The following is a 24,609-nucleotide window of genomic DNA, read 5'->3' on the forward strand; positions in this document are numbered from 1 at the left end:
GGAAAAATTGTTACCTATTCCGACCTCTGTTATGGTATAATCATACTAGATGTCAAGGAGGTATTTGTATGAATTTATCCGATTTTTGCCGCCGGATCACAGGACCTGATGCCCGGCTTCTTCCGGAAAACCATAAATTAGGCGCAAGACTTGTCTGTCCGGAATATTCCAAGTCCGTCCAGGAAGTTAAGACTTATCCGTTACTCAGTCAGGACCGCAGTTTCCTGTTATGCTGGAACTTTGATTCTCCTGGTAATCTGTATGCAACAATGATGCCCTCCCCGGAGAATTTCTGTTACCATTATTCTTATTCGGATGGAGAATATACGCAGCTTCACACGCATGATTATCTGGAGCTTTCTTACGTTGTAGATGGGGAATTTCATCAGCGGATACTGAATAAAGATGTCGTATTCCAAAAAGGAGAACTCTGCCTGATCGACAAGAACTGCCTGCATCAGGACTGTCTGACGGACCAGTCGGGAGTGGTTCTTTTTCTTGGAATCGCCAATGATATGTTTACGGAGATCATGAACGAGAACAGCACCCCGCAGAAGATTCTTTCTTTCCTGCAGTCTGCCTTATTAAAGCAAAAGGATGTCCAGCAATTCCTGCATTTCCGTCCATCAGCCGGAGCAAGTGAAGCTCTGGACGACAGTCTTTTATTGCTTTTGAGAGAATCTTATTCGCCGGACAGCGGATCACGATACATCACAAAAGGTCTGTTATTCCGCATATTCAGGATCTTAAGTACGCAGTATGATTTTTCTCTTTCCAAAGAGCAGAAGCAGACGATGAACTGGATCGTATTCGAAGAGATCTCAGATTATATCCGGGCACATTTTAGAGATATCACCATTCAGGATCTGGTAAATGAATTCCACTATCAGGAAGATTACTTCAACCGCCTGATCAAGCGTAAGACCGGGCTTACCTATTCCGCTTATCTCCAGCAGATCCGTCTCGAGCGTGCAGAGCATCTGCTTGTATCGACCGATAAGAGTATTGAGGAAATTGCTGATTCTGTAGGATATCATAACAAGGGATATTTTTATAAATTATTCCAGGAAAAATATGAAGAGACGCCTGCAAGCTACAGGCGGCATACAAGATAAATCACCACAAAAAGAGCTGTCGTTTTCACGAATACATTTCGTAAAACGACAGCTCTTTTTATCATAGCTTTTATTAATTTCTCAGATCAGATATCCCCGCGTCTGTTTCTGGACGCTTTCAGTCTTGTCATTGCACGGGCCATAGAAGCCTGTGACAGATAATACTCCTGAATGCTCTGCTTCTGACGAAGCTGCTCTTCGGCTCGTTCCTTTGCTTCCTCTGCACGCTTCACATCGATGTCTTCCGGACGCTCTGCCGTATTGACCAGTACAGAAGCACGGTTATTCACGATCTCTGCAAATCCTTTGGATACAACTGCTGTTACCCACTCGCCGTCCGGCTTACGGAAACGCAGTTCTCCGATCTCCACTGCAATGACCATGTTCTCATGATGAGCCAGAATACCTTTTTCCCCGTCTATAGTCGGAATCACCAGATATTCACATTTGCCATCGTAGAAGACCTTATCCGTGGATATAATTTTCAATGAAAATGTGCTCATACTAAGCCACTCCTTCTGCCTTCGCCTTCGCGATCACGTCTTCGATCGTACCCACATTGAAGAATGCATTTTCCGGATATTCATCCATCTCTCCGTCAATGATCGCTTTGAATCCACGAACAGTCTCTTTCAGTGGAACATATTTTCCAGGAACACCGGTAAATGTCTCAGCCACTGAGAATGGCTGTGACAGGAATTTCTGGATCTTTCTTGCACGGGCTACTGTCAGCTTATCCTCCTCGGATAATTCTTCCATACCAAGGATTGCAATGATGTCCTGTAATTCTTTGTATTTCTGAAGGATCTCCTGTACCTTACGTGCTACCTGGTAATGTTCTTCACCTACAACTGCAGGCTCCAGGATACGGGATGTCGAATCCAGTGGATCTACAGCCGGGTAGATACCCTGTTCAACGATCTTTCTGGAAAGTACGGTTGTTGCATCCAAATGCGAGAATGTTGTTGCAGGAGCCGGGTCCGTCAAGTCATCGGCTGGTACATATACGGCCTGCACAGATGTTACGGATCCGTTCTTTGTAGAAGCGATACGTTCCTGAAGGGCACCCATTTCGTTTGCCAGTGTCGGCTGATAACCTACGGCTGACGGCATACGTCCGAGAAGTGCGGATACTTCCGAACCAGCCTGTACGAAACGGAAGATATTATCGATGAAGAGAAGCACATTCTGGTGCTCTACATCACGGAAATATTCTGCCATTGTAAGTCCTGTCTCAGCGACACGCATACGAGATCCAGGTGGTTCATTCATCTGTCCGAATACCAAAGCTGTCTTATCAAGTACACCTGATTCTCTCATCTCTGTCCATAAGTCATTACCTTCACGGGAACGCTCTCCGACACCGGTGAAGATGGAATATCCACCATGTTCTGTTGCGATGTTATGGATCAGCTCCTGGATCAGTACGGTCTTACCTACACCGGCACCACCGAACAGACCGATCTTACCACCTTTCGCATAAGGTGTCAGAAGGTCAATGACCTTGATTCCTGTCTCTAATACTTCGACAGCCGGGCTCTGTTCTTCAAAGCTTGGTGCTTTTCTGTGGATAACCCATTCTTCGCTGTCTTTAATTGGTTCTCCGTTATCGATCGTCTCTCCAAGTACATTGAACAGACGTCCCAGAGTCTTCTCACCTACCGGCACTTTGATACCAGCTCCGGTAGCGGTAACTTCCATTCCCTTCTGCAGACCTTCACTGGAAGCCAGCATGATACAACGTGCAATGTTGTTACCTACATGCTGGGCAACTTCCATGACACAGCGTTTTCCGCCATTGTCTACTTCCAGGGCATCTTTGATAAATGGAAGTTCTTCTCTACTATTAAATTCTACGTCTACGACAGGTCCCATGACCTGTACGATTCTTCCTTTTGTCATATTACTGCTGCCCACTTTCTTTTTTATTATTTCGTGGTTATTATTTGTTCTGTATACAGTTCCGCCATTTGCGAACTTTGTATCTTACTTCCGTTTCTGCGCATTGGCTCCGCCGATGATCTCTGTCAATTCCTGTGTGATGTCTGCCTGGCGGACACGGTTATAAGTAATATTTAATTCGTTCAGCATATCTGTTGCACTGTCTGTTGCATTCTGCATTGCCTGCATTCTGGCATTATGCTCACTGCAGTAGGCCTCTACCAGGCATCCATATACGATACCGTTGATGTAGTTCGGAACAATGTTCGCCATCACACTGTGCGTGGATGGCCAGAACACCATATCTTCCTGATACAGTCCGGTTCCGACAAGAGCCGGCATATCTTCCGGAAGGAAGGTCGTCTTCTTCATAGGAAGGAGCTTCTGTTCCTCGGTCTCCGCTGTCATAGCATTGATCATACGTGTGTATATGATGTGGATCTCGTCCAGATCTCCATTCCTGAACTGTTCTACCATCTCCGAAGAAATGACTCTCGATCTGTGTAATGTTGGATTCTGGACGGTATAACGGAACTGAGTATCCATCTCAATTCCTTCTCTCTTGGCAAAGTACTGTCTTCCGGCTTCTCCAAGTACGAATAATTTATGCTTTCCCGGTTTCTTTAACAGTTCTTCCGTTGCCTTGATCACGTTATGATTATATGCCCCGGCAAGTCCTTTATCAGCAGTTACAACGATATAGCCAATCTTTCTTTCCTCAGCCGGGATACTCTCACGGCCATCAAAGAACTGGCTGTGCATATCCGGCACATGCCGCAAAATTCTGGCGATCTCTGCCTGCATGGCATAGAAGAAAGGTTCTGTGTCAGCAAGCTTTTTCTTGGCCTGTTTCATCTTCGAAGAAGAGATCAGATACATGGCATTTGTTATCTTTCTCGTTTCTTCGATGCTGGCCATTCTTTCCTTAATCTCTTTTGCATTTGCCATAGCTACACCCGCTTATCTTCTTTCCTTGAATTCCTTTGCTGCTGCAAGAATCTGCTCTTTCAGTTCATCATCCAGAACTTTCTTCTCATCGATTGCTTTGCCGATTTCTTTATGTTCTCTGTCGAAGAATGCAAGCATATCCATCTGGAATTCTTTGATCTTCTTTGTGTCAATATCAAGCATCATTTTATTCGTAGCGACACAAAGTGTAATCACCTGCTCATGAAGACTTAACGGACGTCCCAAAGGCTGTTTCAAAAGTTCTGTCAGACAGCTTCCGTATTTCAGCTGATTCTTTGTTGCATCGTCAAGGTCTGAACTGAACTGGGTAAATGATTCCATCTCTCTTGCCTGTGCCAGGTCGATACGGACACTACCACTGGCTTTCTTCATTGCCTTTGTCTGTGCGGCTCCACCTACACGGGATACAGAAAGACCAACGTTAACGGCCGGACGCATACCGGCATTGAACAGGTCACTCTCTAAGAAGATCTGTCCGTCTGTGATAGAAATAACGTTCGTAGGAATGTATGCAGATACATCTCCTGCCTGTGTCTCAATGATCGGAAGTGCTGTGATAGAACCACCGCCTGCTTCCTCGCTTAATCGGCTGCTTCGTTCAAGCAGTCTTGAATGTAAGTAGAATACATCACCAGGATAAGCTTCTCGTCCAGGTGAACGTCCAAGTAACAGAGAAATGGCACGGTAAGCTACCGCATGTTTGGAAAGATCATCATATACGATCAATACATCTTTTCCCTGATACATGAAATACTCCGCAAGTGCTGTTGCCGAATACGGTACAATATACTGAAGTGGTGCACACTCACTGGCTGTTGAGCAGAATACTGTGGTGTAATCCAGTGCGTCATGTGCTTTTAAGTCATTTACAAGTCTTGCTACGGTTGATGCTTTCTGTCCAATGGCTACATAGATACAGATGACATCTTTTCCTTTCTGGTTGATGATCGTATCGGTTGCAATAGATGTCTTACCGGTCTGTCTGTCACCGATGATCAACTCTCTCTGTCCACGTCCGATCGGGAACATGGAATCAATAGAAAGGATACCTGTTTCAAGCGGAACGCTTACCGACTTACGTTCAACGATTCCAGGTGCCTCATTCTCTACCGGACGGTATCCGTCGGCTTTGATCTCACCCTTTCCGTCGATCGGTGCTCCAAGAGCATCTACGATCCTTCCGATATAACCCTCTCCTACCGGAATACCTGCTTTTTTACCTGTACGGCACACTTTTGTGCCCTGTTTAATCTCTGAATCATCTCCGAACAGGATACAACTGATCTCGTTTTCCTTGATGTCCTGTACCATGCCCTTAAGACCTGTCTCCAATGTGACGATCTCGCCATACATTGCGTGGTCGATTCCGTATACGGAGGCGATTCCATCACCAACAGAGATGACAGTACCAACTTCCTGATCTCTGCTTATTACGTCATAATTCTTTATCTCTTCTTTTAATATAGAGATAATTTCATCTGAGCTGATTGCACTCAATTCCTTCACCTCCATGTTAATTTGTTAATTTCCGCTGTAAACGGTTCAGACGGCCCTGCACACTGTAGTCATATTCTTTTCCGTCAACCTGCAGGATAAATCCGCCGATCAGTGCCTTGTCTTCTGCCATAACCCATTTGATGTCTCCGGCACCGTATTTCTTCTTGATAAAGTCACCCATCTGCTTCTTTTGTTCTTCACTTGGAAGCGCTGTATAACGAAGATAGACTGTCTTAACTCCTGCTGCCTGATTCTGTAATTCTTCGTATGCCGCAAAGATCTGTTCTGCGATCGTCATCTTTTCATGATCGCAGACAACTTTCAGAAATGTTCTCATTTCTTCCGAAAATACTTTATCAATGATATTGTGTTTTGTCTCTTTTGTGATCACCGGATTAACCAGTGCTGCCTTTAATTCCTGTGATTTTCCGAAAATATTTTCTGCCTCCAGGACAGCTTCTTTCGAAATACCAAGTTCATTCAGAACTTTTGCATACCGGAGGGCTGCCACCTGGCAGAATACCGGCTCTGCTTCTTTTCTATTCTTCGCTGTCATGGGAATCACCTGCATCTTTCAAAAACTGGTCATATGCATCCGCGCCGCTTATGTTGTCAGCATTCTCAAGTAAGATCTTCTTCGCAGCATCCATTGCCAGTCCTGCAACCTGTGCCTTCATATCATCAAAGGCCTGTTCTCTTTCCTGATTCAGGCTTTCTCTTGCTGTCTTCATAACCTTGTCTGCTTTTTCGTTAGCCTCATTCAGGATCTGGTTGTATTCCTGTTTTGCATCCAGTTTCGCCTGTTCGATCATCTTTGTGGATTCTTCTTTTGCTCCATTCAGTGCATCTTCATACTGTTTTTTCAGAGCATGTGCTTTATCCTGCTCCTCATTTGCGTGGCTGATTCCGTCTGCAATCATCTTTTCCCGCTTTTCCATAATGTCCATGACCGGGCGAAACAGGAATTTTCTGAGAATCAGATACAGAACGATCAGGTTGATGATCGTCAGTACCAGATTAAAATCTATTCTCAGCATATATCTCTACCTGCCTTTCCCTTCTTTTAATCTGTTATCGTCAGCAAACATTATTTCAAAAGAAGGACGATCAGAAGTGCGATAATGAAACCGTAAATAGCGGTTGCCTCTGCAAGTGCACAACCAAGGATCAGGGATGTTCTGATCTTTCCGTCTGCTTCCGGCTGTCTTGCGATAGCGTCTACTGCTTTGCTTGTTGCGATTCCGATACCAACACCGGCTCCGATACCTGTAAGTACTGCGATACCTGCTCCAATTGCGATAATTGTTCCACTCATAATTTGTTCTCCTTTTCTTGTCTTACGTTTTCTTATACTAAATGTTGTAAATGTCTGATTCGCCTTATTCCATCTCTTCTGTCATAAATAATGCAGTTAAGAATACGAATACATATGCCTGTAATAATCCGTCAAATATATCAAAATAAAAACTAAACGGTATCGGCACAATTAAAGGAACGACCTGTTTGATCAGTTCCATGACTACAAACCCGCCTAACATATTACCAAACAGTCGCATACAAAGCGACAGTGGGCGGATTACGATCTCCAGTATCATGATTGGTGCTACGATCGGCACTGGCTTTGCAAAATGTTTGCACCAGTGAACCAGACCATTTCTATGGATACCGGACCACTCGATCACGAACATACTCATAACGGCAAGTGCGATTGTTACGTTCATGTCCTTTGTCGGAGGCTTAAATCCTAACAGCCCGATGACATTTGATATTGCAAGATAAAGCGCTACCGTCATCAGATATGGAATATATCCCCTGTTTTCTTTTCCTATAATACCTTCAAAGAAATCCTGTGCCCAGCCAATTACTGATTCCAGCATAAGCTGTACCTTTCCCGGTTTCTCTACGCTTAGATTCCTTACGAATACTATACTTAGAATAGTAAGAACCGCCATAATGATCCAAGTTACAACAACACCTTCGTCAACAGCGATTCCTCCAAATACCGGGATGGTAAATACGGTTTCACAGTTAAGTTCTTCTACAAGGCTTTCAACAAGCTTTTCCGTACTATCCCCTTCCTTCATAATTTTTTTGCTAGTTTACTGCTATTTTTTGAAAATGTCAATCGTTTTGTCCACTGTCTATTTTGCATAATTTTTCATTATTTTTTTGTGTATTTTTACTTTTATTTCTCTTAATTTTTTTATTTTTCTCATCAAATTTCCACGCCGAAATGGTAGTTCCAATTTCCATTTATTTTTTCACAAGGAAAATGCACAATTTTTATTTTTCAATTCCCTTCTTTTTCTACAAAACAGCGATTTCTTCGATTTTCTTCTTGAGAAAATCCTCTCGTTTTCTTTGTGAAATACGACATTTTTTCAAGATTGTCTATTGTTTTGGGCGCAAAAAAAGTGTAACCGCTTTTATGCTGTTACACTTCTTACTTTTCATTATTTTGTTGTATATCTCAATTTTATATGTACGCACATTCAAAATTGATATATCCGCTCTGATCTTACTCTGTGATCAGACGGTACTGTAAATTCTCATATAGAATTTTGTTTCCTTCCATAATATCAGCCGGAAGTAGTGCTCTTGCCATCACCTTGTTTTCTTCCTGATCCTGTGCAAGCGCATCCACACGTCTCAGTTCCGCATAGTCACCATCAATCTTCTCAACTACATAAATACATGTCAACATATTTTTTGCCTCCTTTTTAGTCTTATCATCCTGTCTTTTGTATAAGTTATTTTAATTATACTATTTTTTTAAGGAAAAGTAAATTTTTCTGTATTGATTATTGGCAAGATTTATAATAATATATACTTATATAATATCGTTATACATTACAATTCAAAGGAGCCCAGCAATGAACGAAGTAGATTTTTCAAAAGTCGGATTAAAAATGAAACAATTAAGAAGTGAACGCGGTATCACTCAGGAACAGGTAGCAAAAGATCTGAACTGTACTGTTCCTTTCGTCAGCAATGTCGAGAACAATCGTGCTAAGCTTAACTTAAGAGTTCTTCTTTATTACTCAAAGCTTTGTAACGTATCCGTGGACACGATTCTGGATGCGGGAAGAGATCTTCCTCCTCTGGATGAAAAAGAGCGCCAGTTAAATGACGAAGTGCTCAATGTATTCCGTGGTTTTTCAGTTGCGGAAAAAGAAAAGATCATCAAGATGTTACGCATCTGGCAGGAGAAATAATCTCCTGCTTTTTTATTTCCTGCATAGCAATAATACATCTTCATGATCTTTCTTCTATATATAATATTTTTCATTGCATGATACTTTATATTCTCATCACCAGTATCAATAATCTTCAAGTACAACTTTTCCTTGTTTCTTACTTTCTTTCACATTAATAATCCTCTGATTCTGGCTTCCCCGGAACACCAGTGTCACATCCTTTAATGCTTCCTTAAATTCCCCGTCTACCAGCACATCAATATAAGACAGCATTTCGTCAGTTACATTCGTATGCACACAGCCTCCTGGGATCATATCGCGGTCAAAAAGATACCCACTGTAACACCAGATATCTTTCTTTGGATATGTTTCTCTTACTTTCTTTAAAAGCTTTACCAGTTCCACCTGATTCTCCGGCTCGAACGGTTCCCCTCCGAGCAAAGTGAATCCTTGAATGAAGTTAGAATCCAGCGAATTCAATATTTCCGCTTCCGTCTCTTCTGTGTATGGCTGTCCATAGTTGAAATTCCAGGTCTCCTCATTAAAACATCCCTTGCAGTGATGCCTGCAGCCGGATACAAACAGGCTGACTCTGACGCCCGGTCCGTCTGCGATGTCGCATTCTTTTATATTTCCGTAATTCATGATTTGTAAAGTCTCCTTTTATTCCTCTCTGGAATGTATTACCTCAATGATCGGATATTCTACATTCTCTTCCATTCTCACGTATTGATAATTTTCACCTATCGCCCACATGAATTCGTCATTTTCCAGTGTTTTCCATGCTTCCTGCTGCTCCGGATAATGGAAGGCAAACTCCAGTTTCAGCATTTTCAGCTCATCTCTCAGCCTGTACACATCTATGAAGCCCTCTCTTGGAGTATATGAGAAATAGGTAGTCGTGTACACGGGATTTTCTTCCCTGTCATCCCATCCTACAAGTACATTACTGATTTGATTATCTTCTTCTTCAATAACCTCCATTAGTTTATACTTGCGATGCCCACACTCTTTTTCCTCCATGAAATCAATCACAAATCTTATCCCATAAAAACTGGTCCGGATTCCATTCGATGGATTTTTCGTCGTTTCATATATGGTTTCTGTATATAGTTGTTTTTCCTGCTGTATTTTGCGGATTTTTTCTTCTTTTTCCCGTTCTTTTTCTCTTTTCAGTTCTTCTAAGATACGGTTCAATGCAGTAATAACAAATCCCGTATAGGTATAAACATATATTTTTTCTACTCTTCCACCTTTAAATACCAGTTCTACCTCTGATTTATCTCTCGGACTCGGTCTGGCACTATCCAGTTCTTCATATTTTATCGGCATGGCTATCGGTCCCTGTTTCCTATTCTTGTTAAACATAGATCCATAGATTCCTTCTGTACTGAAAAGAATCCCCTTCTTACCGCTTCCAAGTATGGTATTATCACATATAGCTGCAACTTCTATCATCTTACATCCCGGTGCATAACTTGCAAATGCTGCCCATAATGTCCCTTCTTTAGCATCCTTTCCAAGAATCACTGCAAGTGGCACCGCATTATAAAAATAGTCTTTTTTTAATTCCTTATCGGTTATGCTGGTCACGATATCACCAATCATTTTTTTCTTATCCATTCTTATATTTCCCCTTGCGTCATTTGCTATTTATTAATTATATACTATTTTGATTCATGTTTAAACACGAAGAATAGACAAATTAGAAAAGGAGCATATCTTTCGATATACTCCTGCTATAATCTTTATCAACATCACAAGTTAATATAACCTGGACATATCTTCATTTATGTTACAGATGCAATACTCTGTCCTTGATTTCCTGCGTACGTCCCTGATTCCAGAACTGTGTTCCGATATATCCACAGGTTCTTCTTGCCACGAATAACTTATCCTGATTCTGGTTACCACAATTCGGGCATTCCCAGATCAGCTTTCCTGTTTCATCTTCCTTGATCTGGATCTCTCCGTCATAACCACAGCATTCACAGTAATCACTCTTTGTATTCAGCTCTGCATACATAATGTTATTGTAAATATACTGCATAACAGAAAGTACTGCCGGAATATTGTTCTGCATATTCGGTACTTCGATGTAACTGATTGCTCCACCCGGTGAAAGCTTCTGGAAATCGGCTTCGAACTTCAGCTTCTTGAATGCATCAATCTTCTCTGATACATGTACATGATAGCTGTTCGTAATATAATTCTTATCTGTTACACCCTTGATGATTCCAAAACGCTTCTGCAGACATTTTGCAAATTTGTATGTGGTAGATTCCATCGGTGTTCCGTATACAGAATAGCTGATGTTCTCTGCTTTTTTCCACTCTTCACATTTATCATTTAACTTCTGCATTACCTGCATTGCAAATGGTCTTGCTGCGGGATCGGTATGTGATTTGCCAAGCATACGTACACACATCTCATAAAGTCCTGCATATCCAAGCGAAATAGTGGAGTAACCATTAAATAATAATTTATCGATCGTCTCACCCTTCTTCAGTCTTGCAAGTGCACCGTTCTGCCACAGAATCGGAGCAACATCGGAAACCGTTCCCTGGAGACGTTCATGTCTGCATCTCAGTGCTCTGTGACATAATTCCAGACGCTCATCCAGGATCTTCCAGAATTTCTCCATATCTCCTTCTGATGAACATGCAACATCAACTAAGTTGATCGTTACAACTCCCTGGTTAAAACGTCCATAGAACTTATGGCTTCCGTCCGGATTTCTCTGGCTGTCTTCTACAGTAAGGAATGAACGGCAGCCCATACAAGGATATACTTCTCCATTCTTCATCTCTTTCATGATTTTGGCTGAGATGTAGTCCGGTACCATACGTTTTGCGGTACATTTTGCTGCCAGTTCTGTCAGATGCCAGTATTTGGAATCTTCTGTAATATTATCCTCATCCAGTACATAGATCAGTTTCGGGAATGCCGGTGTGATCCATACACCTTTTTCATTCTTTACTCCCTGCATTCTCTGAATCATCACTTCTTCAATGATCATAGCCAGGTCATCACGGGTTCTGCCTTCTTCTACCTCATCCAGATACATGAACATCGTCACAAATGGTGCCTGACCGTTACATGTCATTAATGTGATAAGCTGATACTGAATTGTCTGGATACCACTCTTTACTTCTTCTCTTAAACGGCGCTCTGTCACCTTATTGATAATTGTCTCATCTAAAGCTTCTCCGCATTCTTCACGCTCTGCGATTACATTTCTGCGGATCTTCTTACGGCTGATATCGACAAACGGTGCCAGATGTGCCAGTGTAAATGACTGTCCGCCGTACTGGTTACTTGCTACCTGTGCAACGATCTGTGTCGTTACATTACATGCTGTAAAGAAGCTGTGCGGCTTCTCGATCATGGTCTCACTAATGACAGTTCCATTCTGAAGCATATCCTGAAGATTGATCAGGTCACAGTTATGCTCTTTCTGTGCGAAATAGTCGGAATCATGGAAATGAATGATTCCCGCTTCATGCGCACGTACAACCTCTTCCGGAAGAAGGACACGTCTTGACAAGTCCTTACTTACTTCTCCGGCCATATAATCACGCTGTGTAGAGTTGATCACAGGATTCTTGTTAGAGTTCTCCTGATTCACCTCTTCATTCATATGCTCCAGAAGTGCAAGAATTCCGTTATCTGTTGTATTCGTCTTTCTCATCAGTTCTCTTTTATAACGATAGCGCACATATTTCTGTGCGACTTCATAGCCGCGCAGTTCCATAATTCCGGTCTCTACCATATCCTGTATATCTTCTACATTGACAGCATGAGTGGATTCCTCAATTTTCTTTGCAACGTTGTCCGCCACTGCCATGATCTGATATTCATTCATCCGATGCAGTTTGTCGACGTCCTTGTTTGCACCCTTGATCGCATTAATGATCTTCTCCAGGTCGAAGGCTACCTCTTCGCCGTTTCTCTTAATTACGTTCGTCTTTATTTCTGCGTTCATGTCTATCCCTCTCTTATTTTTATTGCCGATGTAGTATGTGCTCACCCTCAAATACTACTAAATATTGTTTTTTTAACATCTTTTCTGCACAAGATGTTGTGCAAGTAATATGATACTCTATAACAGGCAAAAAGGAAAGAGGTAATTTTGTTAAAATAAATGTTTGGAATACAGTCTAAATTTTGGTGATATTTTTTTACGAAATTTGTTGCATTTTTGATTTTACAGTGAGTAAAGTGTGGCGCATAGTTAAGAATACTTAAGACATATAAACTGCCGGTACACTTTTTCTATACCGGCAGTTTTATTTTCACATTATTATAATTGATCGACTGTATTTTTCAGAGATTTCAGATCTGTATCCAGATGCTTATACATTTCTACATAGTATGGGTACAGTTTGTCATAGGCTTCTACCCATTCTTCAACAGGTTCGATAATCTCGTTGACTTTTACGATCTTCTCAGCTGCTTTTGTAAGTTCTGGGAACACACCCAGCTTATGTCCGACGATTAGTGCATCTCCTACCGGAACGTCTCCCGACTTGTCATCCATCACATATACCGGCATATTCAACATAGAAGCTTTAATCTGACACCATGTACGGCTCTTGGCTCCGCCTCCGCAGATACGCAGCAATTCTGCTGTCGCTCCGGCTTCTTTCACCGTCTCCATGACATGTCTGAGTGCAAAAGCCGTTCCTTCAAATACCGCACGGACCAGATCGCTTCTCTTCATATCCATGCCCATTCCAATGAACATACCTCTTGCATACTCATTCCAGAGCGGTGCCCGTTCTCCCAGCAGATATGGGAAGAAGAATAAGCCGCCGGCCCCCGGCTTTGATTCCAGAGCAAGTTCATTCAGATAAGTATAGATATTAAGATCATGCTCTTTTGCATATGCAACTTCTTCTGCTGCCATTTTTTCAATAAACCATTTTAATGATGCACCAGTTGCTTGGATCGGTGCATCAAAGATCCATGGCATTCCATCAATAGTACATGGCTTTGTGACAACCGGAATATCTGGTGCACTCTTCGTATCACTTCCCACAAATACAAGTGATGTGGTTCCTGACGATTCTCCTGCTTCTCCGAGACGGCTCATGCCTGTTGCATGCATTGATGCCATGGCATCACTGCAGCCTGCAATGACCGGTATCCCTTCTTCCAGTCCTGTTTCTTCTGCCGCTTCTTCTGTTACAAATCCGATGATTTCATCTACCAGTCTCGGCTTTGGAAGCATTGCATCCAAATCCACTCCAATAACATCCCCTATCTCTTTGGACCATTCCATCGTGCTGATATCCATGCACTGTGTTCTGGTCGCTTGATCGATATCCATCGTCATCTTCGCAGTCAGCTTGTAATTAATAAAGGAACTTGCCTGAAGGAAACACACTGTCTTTGCAAATAATTCCGGTTCATGCTTTTTAAACCATAGAATCTTATTTGGAAGAAATGCAACTGCAGGCCGTCCACCTACAATTTTCACAAACCTGTCATAACCTATTGTCTCTACAATATAATGCAATTCCTCTATAGAACGGCTGTCCTGACATGTAATCCCATTTCTCAGGGGATTTCCCTCTGCATCCACCGGAAGCATGGTAACTGTATGTGAACTGATGGAAATACCTCTGATTCTCTTTACAATATCATGTCCCGCCTGTTCTACAAGGCTTTTGAAAATCTCTACTGTATTACTCCACCATTCATTTGCATCCTGTTCCCGCATATCAGACTTCAGATCCATAAAGGTACTTGGTCTGCTTGCCTCCGCAACAACTGTTCCATCTTCTCCTAATATAATTGCTTTTAAGTTCGTTGTTCCGCAATCCATGCCCAACAAATAACTTTCTACTTTTGACATCTAAAAAAACCCTCCGCCTATCTTTTCTATGTTGATTTAACGATAGCAGACTTCTGTATTTGTCACAAAAGCATATTTGCCATATATAAACGGAAATAAAAAGAAAGATTATTTTTTCACTATAGCAAGTGTCCCTATTACACAAATTGCAAACTCTAACGGAAGATCATACGGAAGATTATGCCCTCCCGGGTAATAGACAACCTTCTTTCCTATTTGCGCGGCCAGCCGGATTGCTGCCTGCACATACACAGAATCTTCGCTCTTTTCTCCTGCTGCAATCGTAATCTTATCAGCATGTTGGTTCATCTTATCTATATCTGGATAATATCTTAAAAGTACAGGAATCTCTTTATTGAATGCATACTCTACATTATCCAGTTCCCGCAACGATACCTCTTCTGACTTTTGAGGACTTCTTGGATCCTGATACCCTATATGTTTAGAAAAACGCAGTAATGCCATATTATACTTTCGCTTTCTGATCAATTCTTCTGTTTCTTCTGCCCAGTTTTTAAATGTCTCCTCTTCCTGCATCATGTTTCCTAACATCGCAGGTTCATACATGAGTAAATATTCTACTTTTTCTGGATATTTCTGTAAAAAATATTGTCCCACTACCGCTCCGGCACTTGCACCTGTTACAATGATCCGATCTATTTTCAACTCGTTTAGAATATCCAAAATGTCCTTTACCTGATCTTCCATGCGAAATTCCGGAGTTTTTTTACATTTACTTCTGGAATATCCTCTCCGATCATAACAGATCACTTTATAATACCTGGATAATATCTCTGCCGTCTGTTCATACAGACTTGCATCCACAATCACACCATGTATAAGAAGAAGAGGCTTTCCCTCTCCGCGAACTTCATAATATAATTCTCCAAACTCTCTTTTTAAGATCATACTCTTTCACCTGATTTCACTATATTTTCTTTCTCCGACGGGTTATAATATACAAAAGATTTATCGTTGTATTATTTGAATTTTGATTTCTAAATCAGAAAGGAAACACTTATGCCAACTATCTATTACGCTTATTATACACCTATTTCTGACTCCATTTCCGCTATCAGCTCACAGGAACACAACCTTGGACATACGCTTCTGCTTCAGGGATTGCAGGATCTTTTCCAGCTTTCCTTTTCACCGGAAGAACTGGAACAGGCCCTGAAAACCGACGCTAATGGCAAACCATACCTGCCAGACCACCCGGAAATTTGTTTTAACATTACACACTGTGACCAGCTCGCTGCCTGCGTCTTTCATGACCGTCCGATCGGGATCGATGCTGAATTTCCCGGATATTATCCGGATGTCTTAGTTGACCGTGCACTCTCCGAATCTGAAAAAGACTTCCTTCAGTCCCACAATGCAGACCTTTCCGAGAATCGGGAATGGTTTTACCGCCTGTGGACATTGAAGGAAGCCTACGTTAAAAAATATGGAATTGGAGTTGATACGGATCTGACAGATTTTTCTTTTACGTTTTCCAATGTACAAGGTACATTGTCCGTCTCCTGTTCAGATCCGGCTATCTTATGTTATCAAACGAACTTAAATCATGGGCACATTTTATCTGTTTGCTACGAAGGTCCTGAACCTTCTGTTAAACTCGTTTCTTGCTCTCAGCAGCACGTACCGCCGAGATAACAACGTTTCCTTTGATTTCACTTACCGGTGCTCCTCTTGAGCAGTCACATACAATACTGTTAAATCCCTGGAGCATCGGTCCATATGCATTCGCATGACCAAACTGTTGGATTAGCTTTACTGCTGTGTTTCCAACATTCAGATCAGGCCAGATCAGAATATTAGCTTTACCGGCTACTTTACTTTCGCGCTTTACTTTCTTTTCCGCTACCGCCGGAACGATAGCTGCATCTAATTGAAACTCTCCATCAATTGCCAGTTCCGGACGAAGTTCATTTGCAATTTTCAGAGCTTCCGTCACTTTATCAATCAGTTCTCCCTGACCACTTCCAAGTGTAGAATAACATACCATCGCACATCTCGGCTCCCAGCCAAGAAGTTCCTGCACCGTGTCACACGCTGATATTGCGATGCTTGCCAACTGCTCAGCATCCGGGTTTGTACACACTGCACTGTCACCGACAGCCAGAAGAGAGCCTTCACTGCCTTCATATCCTGGTATATCTGCCAGTCCGATACTTGAAATTGTACTGATTCCCGGCTTCATTCCAATGATCATCTGACCTGCGAGCAGTACATCACCAGTTGTGTTATCGATTCCGGCAAATGTAACATCTGCATCGCCGACTTTCTGCATTGCCATTGCATAATACAGTGGATCCTGCATACGTCTTCCAATTGCCTTCTCTTTAAAAATTGTATCCGGAAGTTCTACATATCTTCTGATCACATCATTTGTGTATGTCTCATCATGAATATCTACAAAACTAAATACCGATGGATCATAGCCTCTTTCTTCAGCAAGTTCTTTCAGTTTCTCTGCTTCCCCCACAAGAACCGGAATGATGTATCCTTCTTTTCCAGTTTCATAAGCGGCCTGCATCATTTTCTCATTCGAAGCCTCCGGAAAAGCCACTTTCTGTGGATTTTCTTTTGCTTTCGCATAAATCTGTTCTAATACGTTCATGGAATTTTCCTCCATACTGTTACTGTTGTCCTGTATTACTCATCTAATTCAAAAAATAACGTCGTATATCTTCCCATATCGTAAAATACCGGGCGGACACGTACCGGAAGTTTTCCATCAATCTCTCTTGCTTTCTTCTTGTTTACACCAAGAATAACAGCATTAATGGCAGGTCCTTCATCTAACTGGACTTCACCGCATACATATTTCAGACCACGGTCTTCCAGTTCCAGTCTTGCATTCAGAACACCTGTGAACACAAAGCTTTTTAACTCTCCCTTTCCGGTCAGTGTTGTCCACTCTGTTTCATGATATCCGCAGCTATTACATGCAAGATGAGGAGGAAATTCGATTGCTCCACATTCCTTACATTTTCTTCCGTATATCACACCATCTTTTAATCCATTCCAGAACTTCTCAACAATATGTTCCGGATTCCAAAATTCTTCTGTTTTCATTCTCTCTGGACTCATCTTTATACCTCCTTAAAAATTAGATTTCAAAATAATTGCACGAACGTTCTGCGCTCCACCAAATCCTCTAAGGAAGGTATATTTCGGAAGTTTCTTAACCTGACGTTCTCCGGCTTCTCCACGCATCTGAGTAACTGCTTCAAAGACGTCTGCCATTCCGGATGCACCGAATGCATGTCCGTAAGAAGTTCTTCCTCCGTTCGTATTCATTGGTTTGTCTCCATCATAAGCGATTCTTCCGTCAAGAACATACTTCCATCCTTCTCCTTTCGGAAGATATCCAATCTCTTCAGCTGCAAGGAATGCAGAAGATCCGATAAAATCGTTGACCATAACAAGATCCATATCGTCAGCTGTCAGACCTGTTGCCTCAAATACCTGACGTGCTGCTTCTGCAGTTGCTTTCTTTTCAAGATGTGGAACGATTGCATCCAGTACAGATGCTCCAACTGCTAATACTTCGATTGGCTTATCTGTAAACTTATGAGCAATCTCTGTCGGAACGACGATACATGCCGCAGCTCCGTCAGCAACACAGGAATCACTTGCAGTTCTTAAGTACTGTGTCATCTTCGGGTTATGACTGGATCTCATATATTCCCATACATCATCATATCCAGCCTCTTTTGCCATCTGGTCAAATGGTGTACGTCGGATTGCTCTCGGGCACAGTTCTGCCGCACGACGGAAATGATATGCCTGATGTGCAAGAACGTCATCAATCTGTTCCGGTGTCAGTCCATTTTCTTTTGCATAATAGTTGATCCAGTCATCATGGTTCATACCAGGACCACCTCCAAGGTATCTTCCATAAGCACGGTCAAAGATGGAATCCAGATCCGGGAATAATACTTCTGAAGTAAGTGGAACACGCATATGATCCGGTGTGTTTCCATCTGGCATTCCTGTTCCCTGTTCGCTGCATCCTGTAAGCACAACATCATACGCTCCACTGGCGACTGCGAATACTGCTTCCTCCAGTGCAATGTAACCGGTACAGCAACCTTCCGAATGAGATAATGATCCTTTTCCTCTCATTCCAAACCAGTCTGCCACCTGAAGGTTCGGTGTAATACAGTTGTTCAGCACGTGCGGGTTTGCAGATCCGTGGAAGAAGTACTGCACATCTCTTGGCTCTACTCCAGCATCTTTCATTGCATCCAGTGCAGCATGTCCAAAGAGTTCCCCGTTCGTAAGTCCTTTGTATGTTTCATTCTGTACGCCATTAAAAAATGGTGTTGCACCGATTCCAACAATCGATACACTTCTCATATTTTTTCCAAGTTTTACATTGTGTACCATAATTTCCTCCTTACATCTCATCCATTACAAAATCAACAAGATCTCCGATAGTTTCAAATTTTCCAAATCTTGCAACCGGAATCATGACATCGAAATCATTCTCAATGGAAGCACTCATTGCTACACGTTGTGAAGATGCCACCCCTAATTCTTCTGAGATATTTGTGTTCTCATTGATTGTAGCTGCATCTTTGTTGAATGCCATTGCTGCGAATTCAATAATTTTTGCTAAAAGTTCCTCTCTGTTCATCACTGTATCCTCCTTGTATTGCATTTTTATTCCATGGACGAAGCACTGCTTCAAATGTTCATGCTTTATTTGTTAAATTCAGTATAGATATTTCTTGTGCAGAAGACAATTTCATAATTTCCGCTTTATTACGGCAATATAATTTAACTCAAAAAAACAGGTACAGCAAAAGCCATACCTGTCCCACAAAAGAAAATAAAATTTTAAAAGGTTACCATTTTTTAATCTCACCCATCTGAGACCATGTAATATTGTTGTAGAACGGCCATGCATTCTTGCGTCGTTCACCTTGAATATCTGGATATGGAATCGTGACTTCTCCTGAAGCAGCCCATTCGGTACCTCGACAAAGCATAGAAGTCATATTCGGACGGCATAACGTGTCCGGGCCATGGCAGATTGCGCATACGAATACACGTCCTTTTCCATAGTTGTGTGTCCATACCACCGGTACTTCCTCATTGATGCCCGGAAGTTTGCTCATATCGAATCCTTTATAAACGGCTGCCACATGATCCTGCATCTTATTAAGATCATAGTCTTCCAGTCTGTCTGTCACCGATGCCAGTACCGTAATGTCCGGATCCACCTGTTTTGCATTCGCAAATACGTCTTCCTGAACCGTCATCCAGCTTTCCTGGTTTACAGCCACGATTTCATGCGCATCCCGGTGCGTATGAATGACATACTCCAATGCCGGATTCTTACGAACGCCGTTAATATCGCCGGCAGCCCCCTTCAGTTCAAAATCGAATCCGACAAGCTTTACATATTCATCATCGTGTACACGTCCTGTAGGGTTCATAATTGCAGTATGTAAGAGAACACATCCGCCGCCATTCTTTACATATTCATAAAGTGCCTCTTCTGCTGTCTTTCCCCAGTTCACAAACGGTGTCTCAATGGATTCCTTGCCATCATAATTAATAAATACTGCATCGTATTTTTTCAGTGTCTCAGCAGTACACCCCGTAAATTCCTCCGTAATTTTAACTTTAAATCTCTCTGTTGATTCCAACATATAGCGGATCATCGGGTTCATAAGCGGAGTGTGTTCATCTGTTACAATTCCGGTGATAAGCAGAATATTCAGCTTCTCCATCCATTTTCCCTCCTTTTTTACAGACGCATTGCTGCGTAATAAGCCTGATTGGTTGCGTGATAGATCTGTCCGACGTTCTTGCAGTCACCGATGATATAATATTCATCCACTTTATCGCATAATGCATCGACTTTGTCGTATGGTGCCCGGAATCCGAGTGCACATACAACAGAATCTGCTTCTATTACGAATTCTTTTCCGTCTTTCTCACAAAGTACTCCCTCTGGAACGATCTCTTTTACCTTAGTATCGGCATAGCATGTGGCTGCTTTCTCGATCTCCGGCATCAGACCTCCTCTGTAGAACGAATTCACTTCTCCTGCAATCTTACTCTTCATCTCAATGATCGAACATTCTTTGCCTTCATGGTGGAAGGATACTGCAGCTTCTCCTCCGACAAGTCCGCCTCCCATGATTGCAACTTTCTTTCCTAATTTTTCAGGATGAAGCTCTGCATCGATCGCCATTATCACATGTGGCAGATCCATACCTTTAATCGGCGGGCGCAGTTCATTCGATCCAATTGCCACAAATAATGCATCCGGGTCAAATGTTTCTACATACTCCGGTGTGACCTCTGTATTCAGAACTACTTTCACACCTGCTTTTTCTACACGGCTGATCAGGACCTTACATAATTTACGGATATCTTCTTTAAAATATGCCGCTCCTGCCGGATGCAGATTACCGCCAAGTTCGCCGCTCTTTTCTACCAGTGTTACATCGTGGCCTCTTAAAGCTGCCGTGATCGCTGCTTCCATTCCGGCCGGACCTCCGCCTGCGATCAGGACACGCTTCTTCGTGTCTGCGGTCTGCTTTCTTGTCTTCTCCGGATACTGCTGTCCCATAGTTGGATTTACTGTACATTTTACAGTCTCACTCTTGGAAGTCTCTCCGAAACATTCATAACATCTCAGGCATGGTGTGATATCTTCTGCATTTCCTTCCAGTGCTTTCTTGGCAAGATATGGGTCTGCAAGCAGTGCTCTTCCGATCTCTACGATATCTGCCTGTCCGGTTGCAATGATCTCTTCCATCTGTGCAGGGTCATTTAACGATCCGACACAGGCTACCGGCTTGCTTACATTTTTTTTGATCTCGGCTGCCAGATATACATTCACGCCACGCTTGAAGAATGCGGATGGATGGGTACGACAGAACATGGCAGGATCTTCATGGTTTCCACAGGATACATTAAAGAGATCTACTTTATCCTCTACCATTTTTGCAACTTTTACACAGTCTTCCAGTCCCAGTCCGACATCTGTCAGGTCATCTCCTGAGATACGAATCTCGATCGGAAATCTTGGTCCGACACCTTCTCTGACTGCATCCAGTGCCATCATAAGGAATCTTGCACGGTTCTCAAGAGAGCCTCCGAATTCATCCGTTCTCTGATTCATCACAGGTGAAAGGAACTGTGAGAACAGCCATCCGTGTGCTGCATGTACCTGTACCATATCGAATCCACAGTCTTTGCACAGTTTTGCTCCTGTCTTATAAGATTCCACGATCTCCAGGATCAGCTCTTTCGGCATCTCCTGTACTTCCCCGGCTGGTGTCATCTCATGGCTTGGACCATATGCAACTTCACAGCCATCCTGGTCACCGCCTACGCTGACGAGTCCGCCGTATTTTCCACCGTGTGACAGCTGGATATTGGCATAAGCTCCGGCATTGTGGATCGCACGTGCAGTCTGTGCCATTCCCTGTTTGACTCCGAATGAATCTAACTGTAACTGTTTGTTATGAGATTTTCCTGTCGCAGAATGTACGATTGATTCCCCATACGTTACAACAGCAACTCCTCCTTTAGCTTTCTCTTCCAAATAAGCAGTCATTTCCGGTGTAAAGTGTCCTTCTGTCGTAATCATACTAGGACTTGTCGGTGCTGCGATAATACGGTTTTTTAATCGGATGTTACCGATTCTGATTGGCGAAAACAAATGCGGGTATTTTTCTTTTCCTTTACAACATTTGGCTCCCATATAGATCCTCCTTTTGAAAATGGGCTGAAGAACAGCCCATTACATTTCCTTTATTCCTTGTTTCTGATTTTTATTTTTTTACTTTCCATATATATTTTCTTGGTTCACCTTTCAGGTAAGCAGTAATCTCTTCTCCCATCATCGTACCTGACCAGTTATCTACGTCTGTTGTAAGTCCTGCCATGTGAGGTGTACATACTACATTACGCATAGATAACAGTGGATGATTTGCCGGTACCGGCTCTTTCCAGTACACATCAACAGCTGCACCTGCGATTGTCTTGTTCATAAGTGCTTCTACGAAATCTTTCTGATCAATAACGGCTGCTCTGGCTGTGTTGATCACATAAGCAGTTGGCTTCATCTTAGAGAACCAGTCTTTATTTACAATCCCCTTTGTAGATGGAAGAACCGGAAGATGGATGCTGATCATGTCGCTTTCTGCAAGCATAGTGTCCAGATCAACAGCTCTTGCTCCGTCTGCTTCGATCTTCTCTGCCGGCATGTATGGATCATATGCAAGGATTTCCATTCCGAATGCTTTTGCTCTTACGGCTACTTCACGTCCGATCGCACCATATCCTGCAACACCAAGTTTCTTTCCGTATAATTCAAATCCGATTCCGTAATCTACAAATGGATGCTTCTCATCCAGAGGTCCAAATGTAACATTCTTTACATCCGGTACGTCATAAATGTCTTCCATAGGTTCTCCTACATGTTCTCCCTTGGATAATCCTGTACAACTCAATGTCAGTTTTCTTGCAACTGCGATCATAAGTCCGATTGTAAATTCTGCAACTGCAACACGGTTTCTTCCAGGTGTATAAGATAATTCCAGACCTGCTTCTTTGATCGCATTGTGATCTACGGTTGCGGGTGTTCCCTTGGCAACTCCCATGAACTTCATGCCAGACTCTGCCCATGCCTTAATCGTATCTGCGCCTGCATATTCGTCTCCTAATACAACCAGTTCATGTCCCATACATTCTTCTTTTGTCATTTCTTCTGTGACATTTCCTTTTCCGTGTTTTAACTCACCGCAGATTGTAATGTCACACTGTTCTTTGATATACTCCATCTGTTTCTCCGGAATTGGAGTACAAAGTGCTAATGTCTTTTTCATTTTATATATTTTCCTTTCTTCTTTTCATAATAATTGTGATAACTGCAACTACTGTCATTCCAATCACGGAAATGATGTATACATTCGTAGTGGAAACTTCGCCGAATACCAGCTTCGAGATGGTATTCAGAACCGTTGGCGATATTACCTGACCGAAACACATTGCACAGGTAAAACATGCAGATGCCATCGCTGTTGCCACTGGTTTTACAGCCCCTGCGACATCCACCATCGCCTGTGGAATGAAGATGCCCTGAGAAAATCCACAGAACACTGCTCCTGCCATCAGCATGATCAGGTTCGACGGAAACAGGATCAGTAACAGTCCACCGATACTGAAACTTAACATCGCCACTGGAAGTGTATACTTCTTCGTAATCTTTGTAACCATACCAAGGATTAATCCGATTACAATCTGGGATCCGGAAAATACGCCCGTCAGATTTCCGGAAACGGCTGTATTTCCTGCCAGATTTCCGCTCAGATGCATGGCTATATTCGTTGTAAATGTAATCAGGAATAAAAATTCAAGCATTCCCAGAAATGAGATCTTAAAAACTTCTTTGTTCAGCTGAATTTTTTCCGAGCCGGAAGCCTGCGCTTTTCCGGTATCCGGAAGGCAGCATGCAATCAATATCAGAGAAATAAAGCCGATCACATTGATTAGATATGCATTTTTAAATCCTCCGGCACCCAGCATTCCTCCGACGGTTGTTACAACAACCATACCTGCACCTACGCTCGCCGCCTGAATTCCCATAACGGACACCCGCTCGTCTCCTTCAAAGAACTCTGCCACAACTGCCGTATTCAGAGCCGTTGCAAGTCCCAGTCCTACACCGTAAAATGTTCGTGAAAAGAACAGAAGACCAAAACTATCCGACAGATACGGAAGGAACCCGGTGATTCCTGCTACAAGGCTGGCAAACAAAAGTAATTTCTTCTTGCTGATCTTTAAGACCAGCCATCCGGACAATACTGCCACGATCATGGACAGCAGCGCCGGTGCTGTAATCAGCATCTGGACCAGACTGATATTGACATCCGGATAATGTTCCTGTATCTGCCCAAGCACAGGCGATACGCAATATTGTAATCCCTGGATGAACGAGATCGCTGCAATTGAAATAATAATTTTTATCTTCTTTCCTTTACTCACCTTATCG

General features: G+C 42.5%; 25 protein-coding genes. 3 read left to right on the forward strand and 22 right to left on the reverse strand.

Features of this window, described 5'->3' with window-relative positions; genetic code table 11:
* Positions 1-68: 68 nt before the first annotated feature.
* Positions 69-1,115 (forward strand): AraC family transcriptional regulator, encoded by a 1,047-nt coding sequence (locus GT508_RS01540; RefSeq protein WP_161143434.1) that lies wholly within the window; start codon positions 69-71, stop codon positions 1,113-1,115.
* An 86-nt stretch (positions 1,116-1,201) separates the two neighbouring features.
* Here GT508_RS01540 and atpC read toward each other — a convergent pair whose 3' ends face one another.
* The 9 genes from atpC to GT508_RS01585 form a co-directional block, all read right to left on the reverse strand.
* On the reverse strand, positions 1,202-1,618 hold the full coding sequence (gene atpC, locus GT508_RS01545; RefSeq protein WP_006428762.1) for an ATP synthase F1 subunit epsilon: 417 nt from the start codon (positions 1,616-1,618) through the stop codon (positions 1,202-1,204).
* A 1-nt stretch (position 1,619) separates the two neighbouring features.
* Positions 1,620-3,017: a F0F1 ATP synthase subunit beta gene (gene atpD, locus GT508_RS01550; protein ID WP_028087282.1), complete on the reverse strand. Its 1,398-nt coding sequence runs from the start codon at positions 3,015-3,017 to the stop codon at positions 1,620-1,622.
* 84 nt (positions 3,018-3,101) lie between these two features.
* A complete protein-coding gene (gene atpG, locus GT508_RS01555; RefSeq protein WP_055194242.1) occupies positions 3,102-4,004 on the reverse strand; it encodes an ATP synthase F1 subunit gamma in 903 nt (300 codons plus the stop codon).
* Positions 4,005-4,016: 12 nt separating this feature from the next.
* On the reverse strand, positions 4,017-5,537 hold the full coding sequence (atpA, locus tag GT508_RS01560) for a F0F1 ATP synthase subunit alpha (protein WP_172677230.1): 1,521 nt from the start codon (positions 5,535-5,537) through the stop codon (positions 4,017-4,019).
* A 1-nt stretch (position 5,538) separates the two neighbouring features.
* Positions 5,539-6,078: an ATP synthase F1 subunit delta gene (gene atpH / locus GT508_RS01565; protein ID WP_161143435.1), complete on the reverse strand. Its 540-nt coding sequence runs from the start codon at positions 6,076-6,078 to the stop codon at positions 5,539-5,541.
* Positions 6,062-6,559 (reverse strand): F0F1 ATP synthase subunit B, encoded by a 498-nt coding sequence (atpF, locus tag GT508_RS01570; RefSeq protein ID WP_118225309.1) that lies wholly within the window; start codon positions 6,557-6,559, stop codon positions 6,062-6,064. Before atpF ends, atpH begins: the two co-directional genes overlap by 17 nt.
* 50 nt (positions 6,560-6,609) lie before the next feature.
* Positions 6,610-6,837, reverse strand: a complete 228-nt coding sequence (atpE, locus tag GT508_RS01575; protein WP_006428768.1) for an ATP synthase F0 subunit C — start codon at positions 6,835-6,837, stop codon at positions 6,610-6,612.
* Positions 6,838-6,901: 64 nt separating this feature from the next.
* Positions 6,902-7,606, reverse strand: a complete 705-nt coding sequence (locus tag GT508_RS01580) for a F0F1 ATP synthase subunit A (protein WP_044924915.1) — start codon at positions 7,604-7,606, stop codon at positions 6,902-6,904.
* Between the two features lie 434 nt (positions 7,607-8,040).
* The gene (locus tag GT508_RS01585; RefSeq protein WP_028087288.1) at positions 8,041-8,226 is read right to left on the reverse strand and encodes a hypothetical protein; all 186 of its coding nucleotides are present in this window, start codon (positions 8,224-8,226) and stop codon (positions 8,041-8,043) included.
* Positions 8,227-8,395: 169 nt separating this feature from the next.
* Between GT508_RS01585 and GT508_RS01590 the strand changes: the two genes are divergently transcribed.
* Positions 8,396-8,737: a helix-turn-helix domain-containing protein gene (locus GT508_RS01590; protein WP_117597610.1), complete on the forward strand. Its 342-nt coding sequence runs from the start codon at positions 8,396-8,398 to the stop codon at positions 8,735-8,737.
* A gap of 105 nt (positions 8,738-8,842) precedes the next feature.
* Here GT508_RS01590 and nrdG read toward each other — a convergent pair whose 3' ends face one another.
* The 5 genes from nrdG to GT508_RS01615 form a co-directional block, all read right to left on the reverse strand.
* Complete coding sequence (nrdG, locus tag GT508_RS01595; RefSeq protein ID WP_055284339.1) at positions 8,843-9,364, reverse strand: anaerobic ribonucleoside-triphosphate reductase activating protein; 522 nt, start codon at positions 9,362-9,364, stop codon at positions 8,843-8,845.
* 18 nt (positions 9,365-9,382) lie between these two features.
* Positions 9,383-10,342 carry a hypothetical protein gene (locus tag GT508_RS01600; RefSeq protein ID WP_161143436.1) on the reverse strand — a complete coding sequence of 320 codons (960 nt, stop codon included), beginning with the start codon at positions 10,340-10,342 and terminating at the stop codon, positions 9,383-9,385.
* A 172-nt stretch (positions 10,343-10,514) separates the two neighbouring features.
* The gene (gene nrdD / locus GT508_RS01605; RefSeq protein ID WP_055284337.1) at positions 10,515-12,704 is read right to left on the reverse strand and encodes an anaerobic ribonucleoside-triphosphate reductase; all 2,190 of its coding nucleotides are present in this window, start codon (positions 12,702-12,704) and stop codon (positions 10,515-10,517) included.
* A 318-nt stretch (positions 12,705-13,022) separates the two neighbouring features.
* Positions 13,023-14,579 carry a xylulokinase gene (locus GT508_RS01610; protein WP_117597612.1) on the reverse strand — a complete coding sequence of 519 codons (1,557 nt, stop codon included), beginning with the start codon at positions 14,577-14,579 and terminating at the stop codon, positions 13,023-13,025.
* Positions 14,580-14,687: 108 nt separating this feature from the next.
* Positions 14,688-15,488, reverse strand: a complete 801-nt coding sequence (locus GT508_RS01615) for an alpha/beta fold hydrolase (protein ID WP_118225314.1) — start codon at positions 15,486-15,488, stop codon at positions 14,688-14,690.
* A 111-nt stretch (positions 15,489-15,599) separates the two neighbouring features.
* Here GT508_RS01615 and GT508_RS01620 point away from each other — a divergent pair, with 111 nt between their 5' ends.
* Entirely contained in the window at positions 15,600-16,235 is a 636-nt protein-coding gene (locus GT508_RS01620) for a 4'-phosphopantetheinyl transferase family protein (RefSeq protein ID WP_117597614.1), read from the forward strand.
* On the opposite strand, the gene GT508_RS01625 is transcribed toward GT508_RS01620, so the two are convergent.
* From GT508_RS01625 to GT508_RS01660, 8 genes are all read right to left on the reverse strand, one after another.
* Positions 16,192-17,202, reverse strand: coding sequence for a phosphate acyltransferase (locus GT508_RS01625; protein WP_117597615.1), 1,011 nt, complete (start codon positions 17,200-17,202; stop codon positions 16,192-16,194). The two genes, GT508_RS01620 and GT508_RS01625, sit on opposite strands and share 44 nt — an antisense overlap.
* 35 nt (positions 17,203-17,237) lie before the next feature.
* Positions 17,238-17,675 carry a Zn-ribbon domain-containing OB-fold protein gene (locus GT508_RS01630; RefSeq protein WP_204987902.1) on the reverse strand — a complete coding sequence of 146 codons (438 nt, stop codon included), beginning with the start codon at positions 17,673-17,675 and terminating at the stop codon, positions 17,238-17,240.
* 12 nt (positions 17,676-17,687) lie between these two features.
* The gene (locus tag GT508_RS01635; protein WP_117597616.1) at positions 17,688-18,977 is read right to left on the reverse strand and encodes a thiolase family protein; all 1,290 of its coding nucleotides are present in this window, start codon (positions 18,975-18,977) and stop codon (positions 17,688-17,690) included.
* Between the two features lie 10 nt (positions 18,978-18,987).
* Complete coding sequence (locus GT508_RS01640; RefSeq protein WP_161143437.1) at positions 18,988-19,227, reverse strand: acyl carrier protein; 240 nt, start codon at positions 19,225-19,227, stop codon at positions 18,988-18,990.
* A 211-nt stretch (positions 19,228-19,438) separates the two neighbouring features.
* On the reverse strand, positions 19,439-20,329 hold the full coding sequence (locus GT508_RS01645; protein ID WP_117597618.1) for a ThuA domain-containing protein: 891 nt from the start codon (positions 20,327-20,329) through the stop codon (positions 19,439-19,441).
* A gap of 17 nt (positions 20,330-20,346) precedes the next feature.
* Complete coding sequence (locus GT508_RS01650; RefSeq protein WP_117597619.1) at positions 20,347-22,317, reverse strand: oxidoreductase; 1,971 nt, start codon at positions 22,315-22,317, stop codon at positions 20,347-20,349.
* A 70-nt stretch (positions 22,318-22,387) separates the two neighbouring features.
* Positions 22,388-23,443, reverse strand: a complete 1,056-nt coding sequence (locus GT508_RS01655) for an NAD(P)-dependent oxidoreductase (protein WP_117597620.1) — start codon at positions 23,441-23,443, stop codon at positions 22,388-22,390.
* Between the two features lies 1 nt (position 23,444).
* Positions 23,445-24,602 carry an MFS transporter gene (locus GT508_RS01660; protein ID WP_117597621.1) on the reverse strand — a complete coding sequence of 386 codons (1,158 nt, stop codon included), beginning with the start codon at positions 24,600-24,602 and terminating at the stop codon, positions 23,445-23,447.
* Positions 24,603-24,609 lie beyond the last annotated feature (7 nt).

The organism is Dorea sp. BIOML-A1 (genome assembly GCF_009875615.1).
Classification (GTDB): domain Bacteria; phylum Bacillota; class Clostridia; order Lachnospirales; family Lachnospiraceae; genus Dorea_A; species Dorea_A amylophila.

What these genes read in the sequence shown, in the direction of transcription:
- GT508_RS01540 (WP_161143434.1), top strand. Translation starts at nt 69, where the DNA reads ATGAATTTATCCGATTTTTGCCGCCGGATCACAGGACCTGATGCCCGG.
- atpC (WP_006428762.1), bottom strand. Translation starts at nt 1,618, where the DNA reads ATGAGCACATTTTCATTGAAAATTATATCCACGGATAAGGTCTTCTAC.
- atpD (WP_028087282.1), bottom strand. Translation starts at nt 3,017, where the DNA reads ATGACAAAAGGAAGAATCGTACAGGTCATGGGACCTGTCGTAGACGTA.
- atpG (WP_055194242.1), bottom strand. Translation starts at nt 4,004, where the DNA reads ATGGCAAATGCAAAAGAGATTAAGGAAAGAATGGCCAGCATCGAAGAA.
- atpA (WP_172677230.1), bottom strand. Translation starts at nt 5,537, where the DNA reads ATGGAGGTGAAGGAATTGAGTGCAATCAGCTCAGATGAAATTATCTCT.
- atpH (WP_161143435.1), bottom strand. Translation starts at nt 6,078, where the DNA reads ATGACAGCGAAGAATAGAAAAGAAGCAGAGCCGGTATTCTGCCAGGTG.
- atpF (WP_118225309.1), bottom strand. Translation starts at nt 6,559, where the DNA reads ATGCTGAGAATAGATTTTAATCTGGTACTGACGATCATCAACCTGATC.
- atpE (WP_006428768.1), bottom strand. Translation starts at nt 6,837, where the DNA reads ATGAGTGGAACAATTATCGCAATTGGAGCAGGTATCGCAGTACTTACA.
- GT508_RS01580 (WP_044924915.1), bottom strand. Translation starts at nt 7,606, where the DNA reads ATGAAGGAAGGGGATAGTACGGAAAAGCTTGTTGAAAGCCTTGTAGAA.
- GT508_RS01585 (WP_028087288.1), bottom strand. Translation starts at nt 8,226, where the DNA reads ATGTTGACATGTATTTATGTAGTTGAGAAGATTGATGGTGACTATGCG.
- GT508_RS01590 (WP_117597610.1), top strand. Translation starts at nt 8,396, where the DNA reads ATGAACGAAGTAGATTTTTCAAAAGTCGGATTAAAAATGAAACAATTA.
- nrdG (WP_055284339.1), bottom strand. Translation starts at nt 9,364, where the DNA reads ATGAATTACGGAAATATAAAAGAATGCGACATCGCAGACGGACCGGGC.
- GT508_RS01600 (WP_161143436.1), bottom strand. Translation starts at nt 10,342, where the DNA reads ATGGATAAGAAAAAAATGATTGGTGATATCGTGACCAGCATAACCGAT.
- nrdD (WP_055284337.1), bottom strand. Translation starts at nt 12,704, where the DNA reads ATGAACGCAGAAATAAAGACGAACGTAATTAAGAGAAACGGCGAAGAG.
- GT508_RS01610 (WP_117597612.1), bottom strand. Translation starts at nt 14,579, where the DNA reads ATGTCAAAAGTAGAAAGTTATTTGTTGGGCATGGATTGCGGAACAACG.
- GT508_RS01615 (WP_118225314.1), bottom strand. Translation starts at nt 15,488, where the DNA reads ATGATCTTAAAAAGAGAGTTTGGAGAATTATATTATGAAGTTCGCGGA.
- GT508_RS01620 (WP_117597614.1), top strand. Translation starts at nt 15,600, where the DNA reads ATGCCAACTATCTATTACGCTTATTATACACCTATTTCTGACTCCATT.
- GT508_RS01625 (WP_117597615.1), bottom strand. Translation starts at nt 17,202, where the DNA reads ATGAACGTATTAGAACAGATTTATGCGAAAGCAAAAGAAAATCCACAG.
- GT508_RS01630 (WP_204987902.1), bottom strand. Translation starts at nt 17,675, where the DNA reads ATGAGTCCAGAGAGAATGAAAACAGAAGAATTTTGGAATCCGGAACAT.
- GT508_RS01635 (WP_117597616.1), bottom strand. Translation starts at nt 18,977, where the DNA reads ATGGTACACAATGTAAAACTTGGAAAAAATATGAGAAGTGTATCGATT.
- GT508_RS01640 (WP_161143437.1), bottom strand. Translation starts at nt 19,227, where the DNA reads ATGAACAGAGAGGAACTTTTAGCAAAAATTATTGAATTCGCAGCAATG.
- GT508_RS01645 (WP_117597618.1), bottom strand. Translation starts at nt 20,329, where the DNA reads ATGGAGAAGCTGAATATTCTGCTTATCACCGGAATTGTAACAGATGAA.
- GT508_RS01650 (WP_117597619.1), bottom strand. Translation starts at nt 22,317, where the DNA reads ATGGGAGCCAAATGTTGTAAAGGAAAAGAAAAATACCCGCATTTGTTT.
- GT508_RS01655 (WP_117597620.1), bottom strand. Translation starts at nt 23,443, where the DNA reads ATGAAAAAGACATTAGCACTTTGTACTCCAATTCCGGAGAAACAGATG.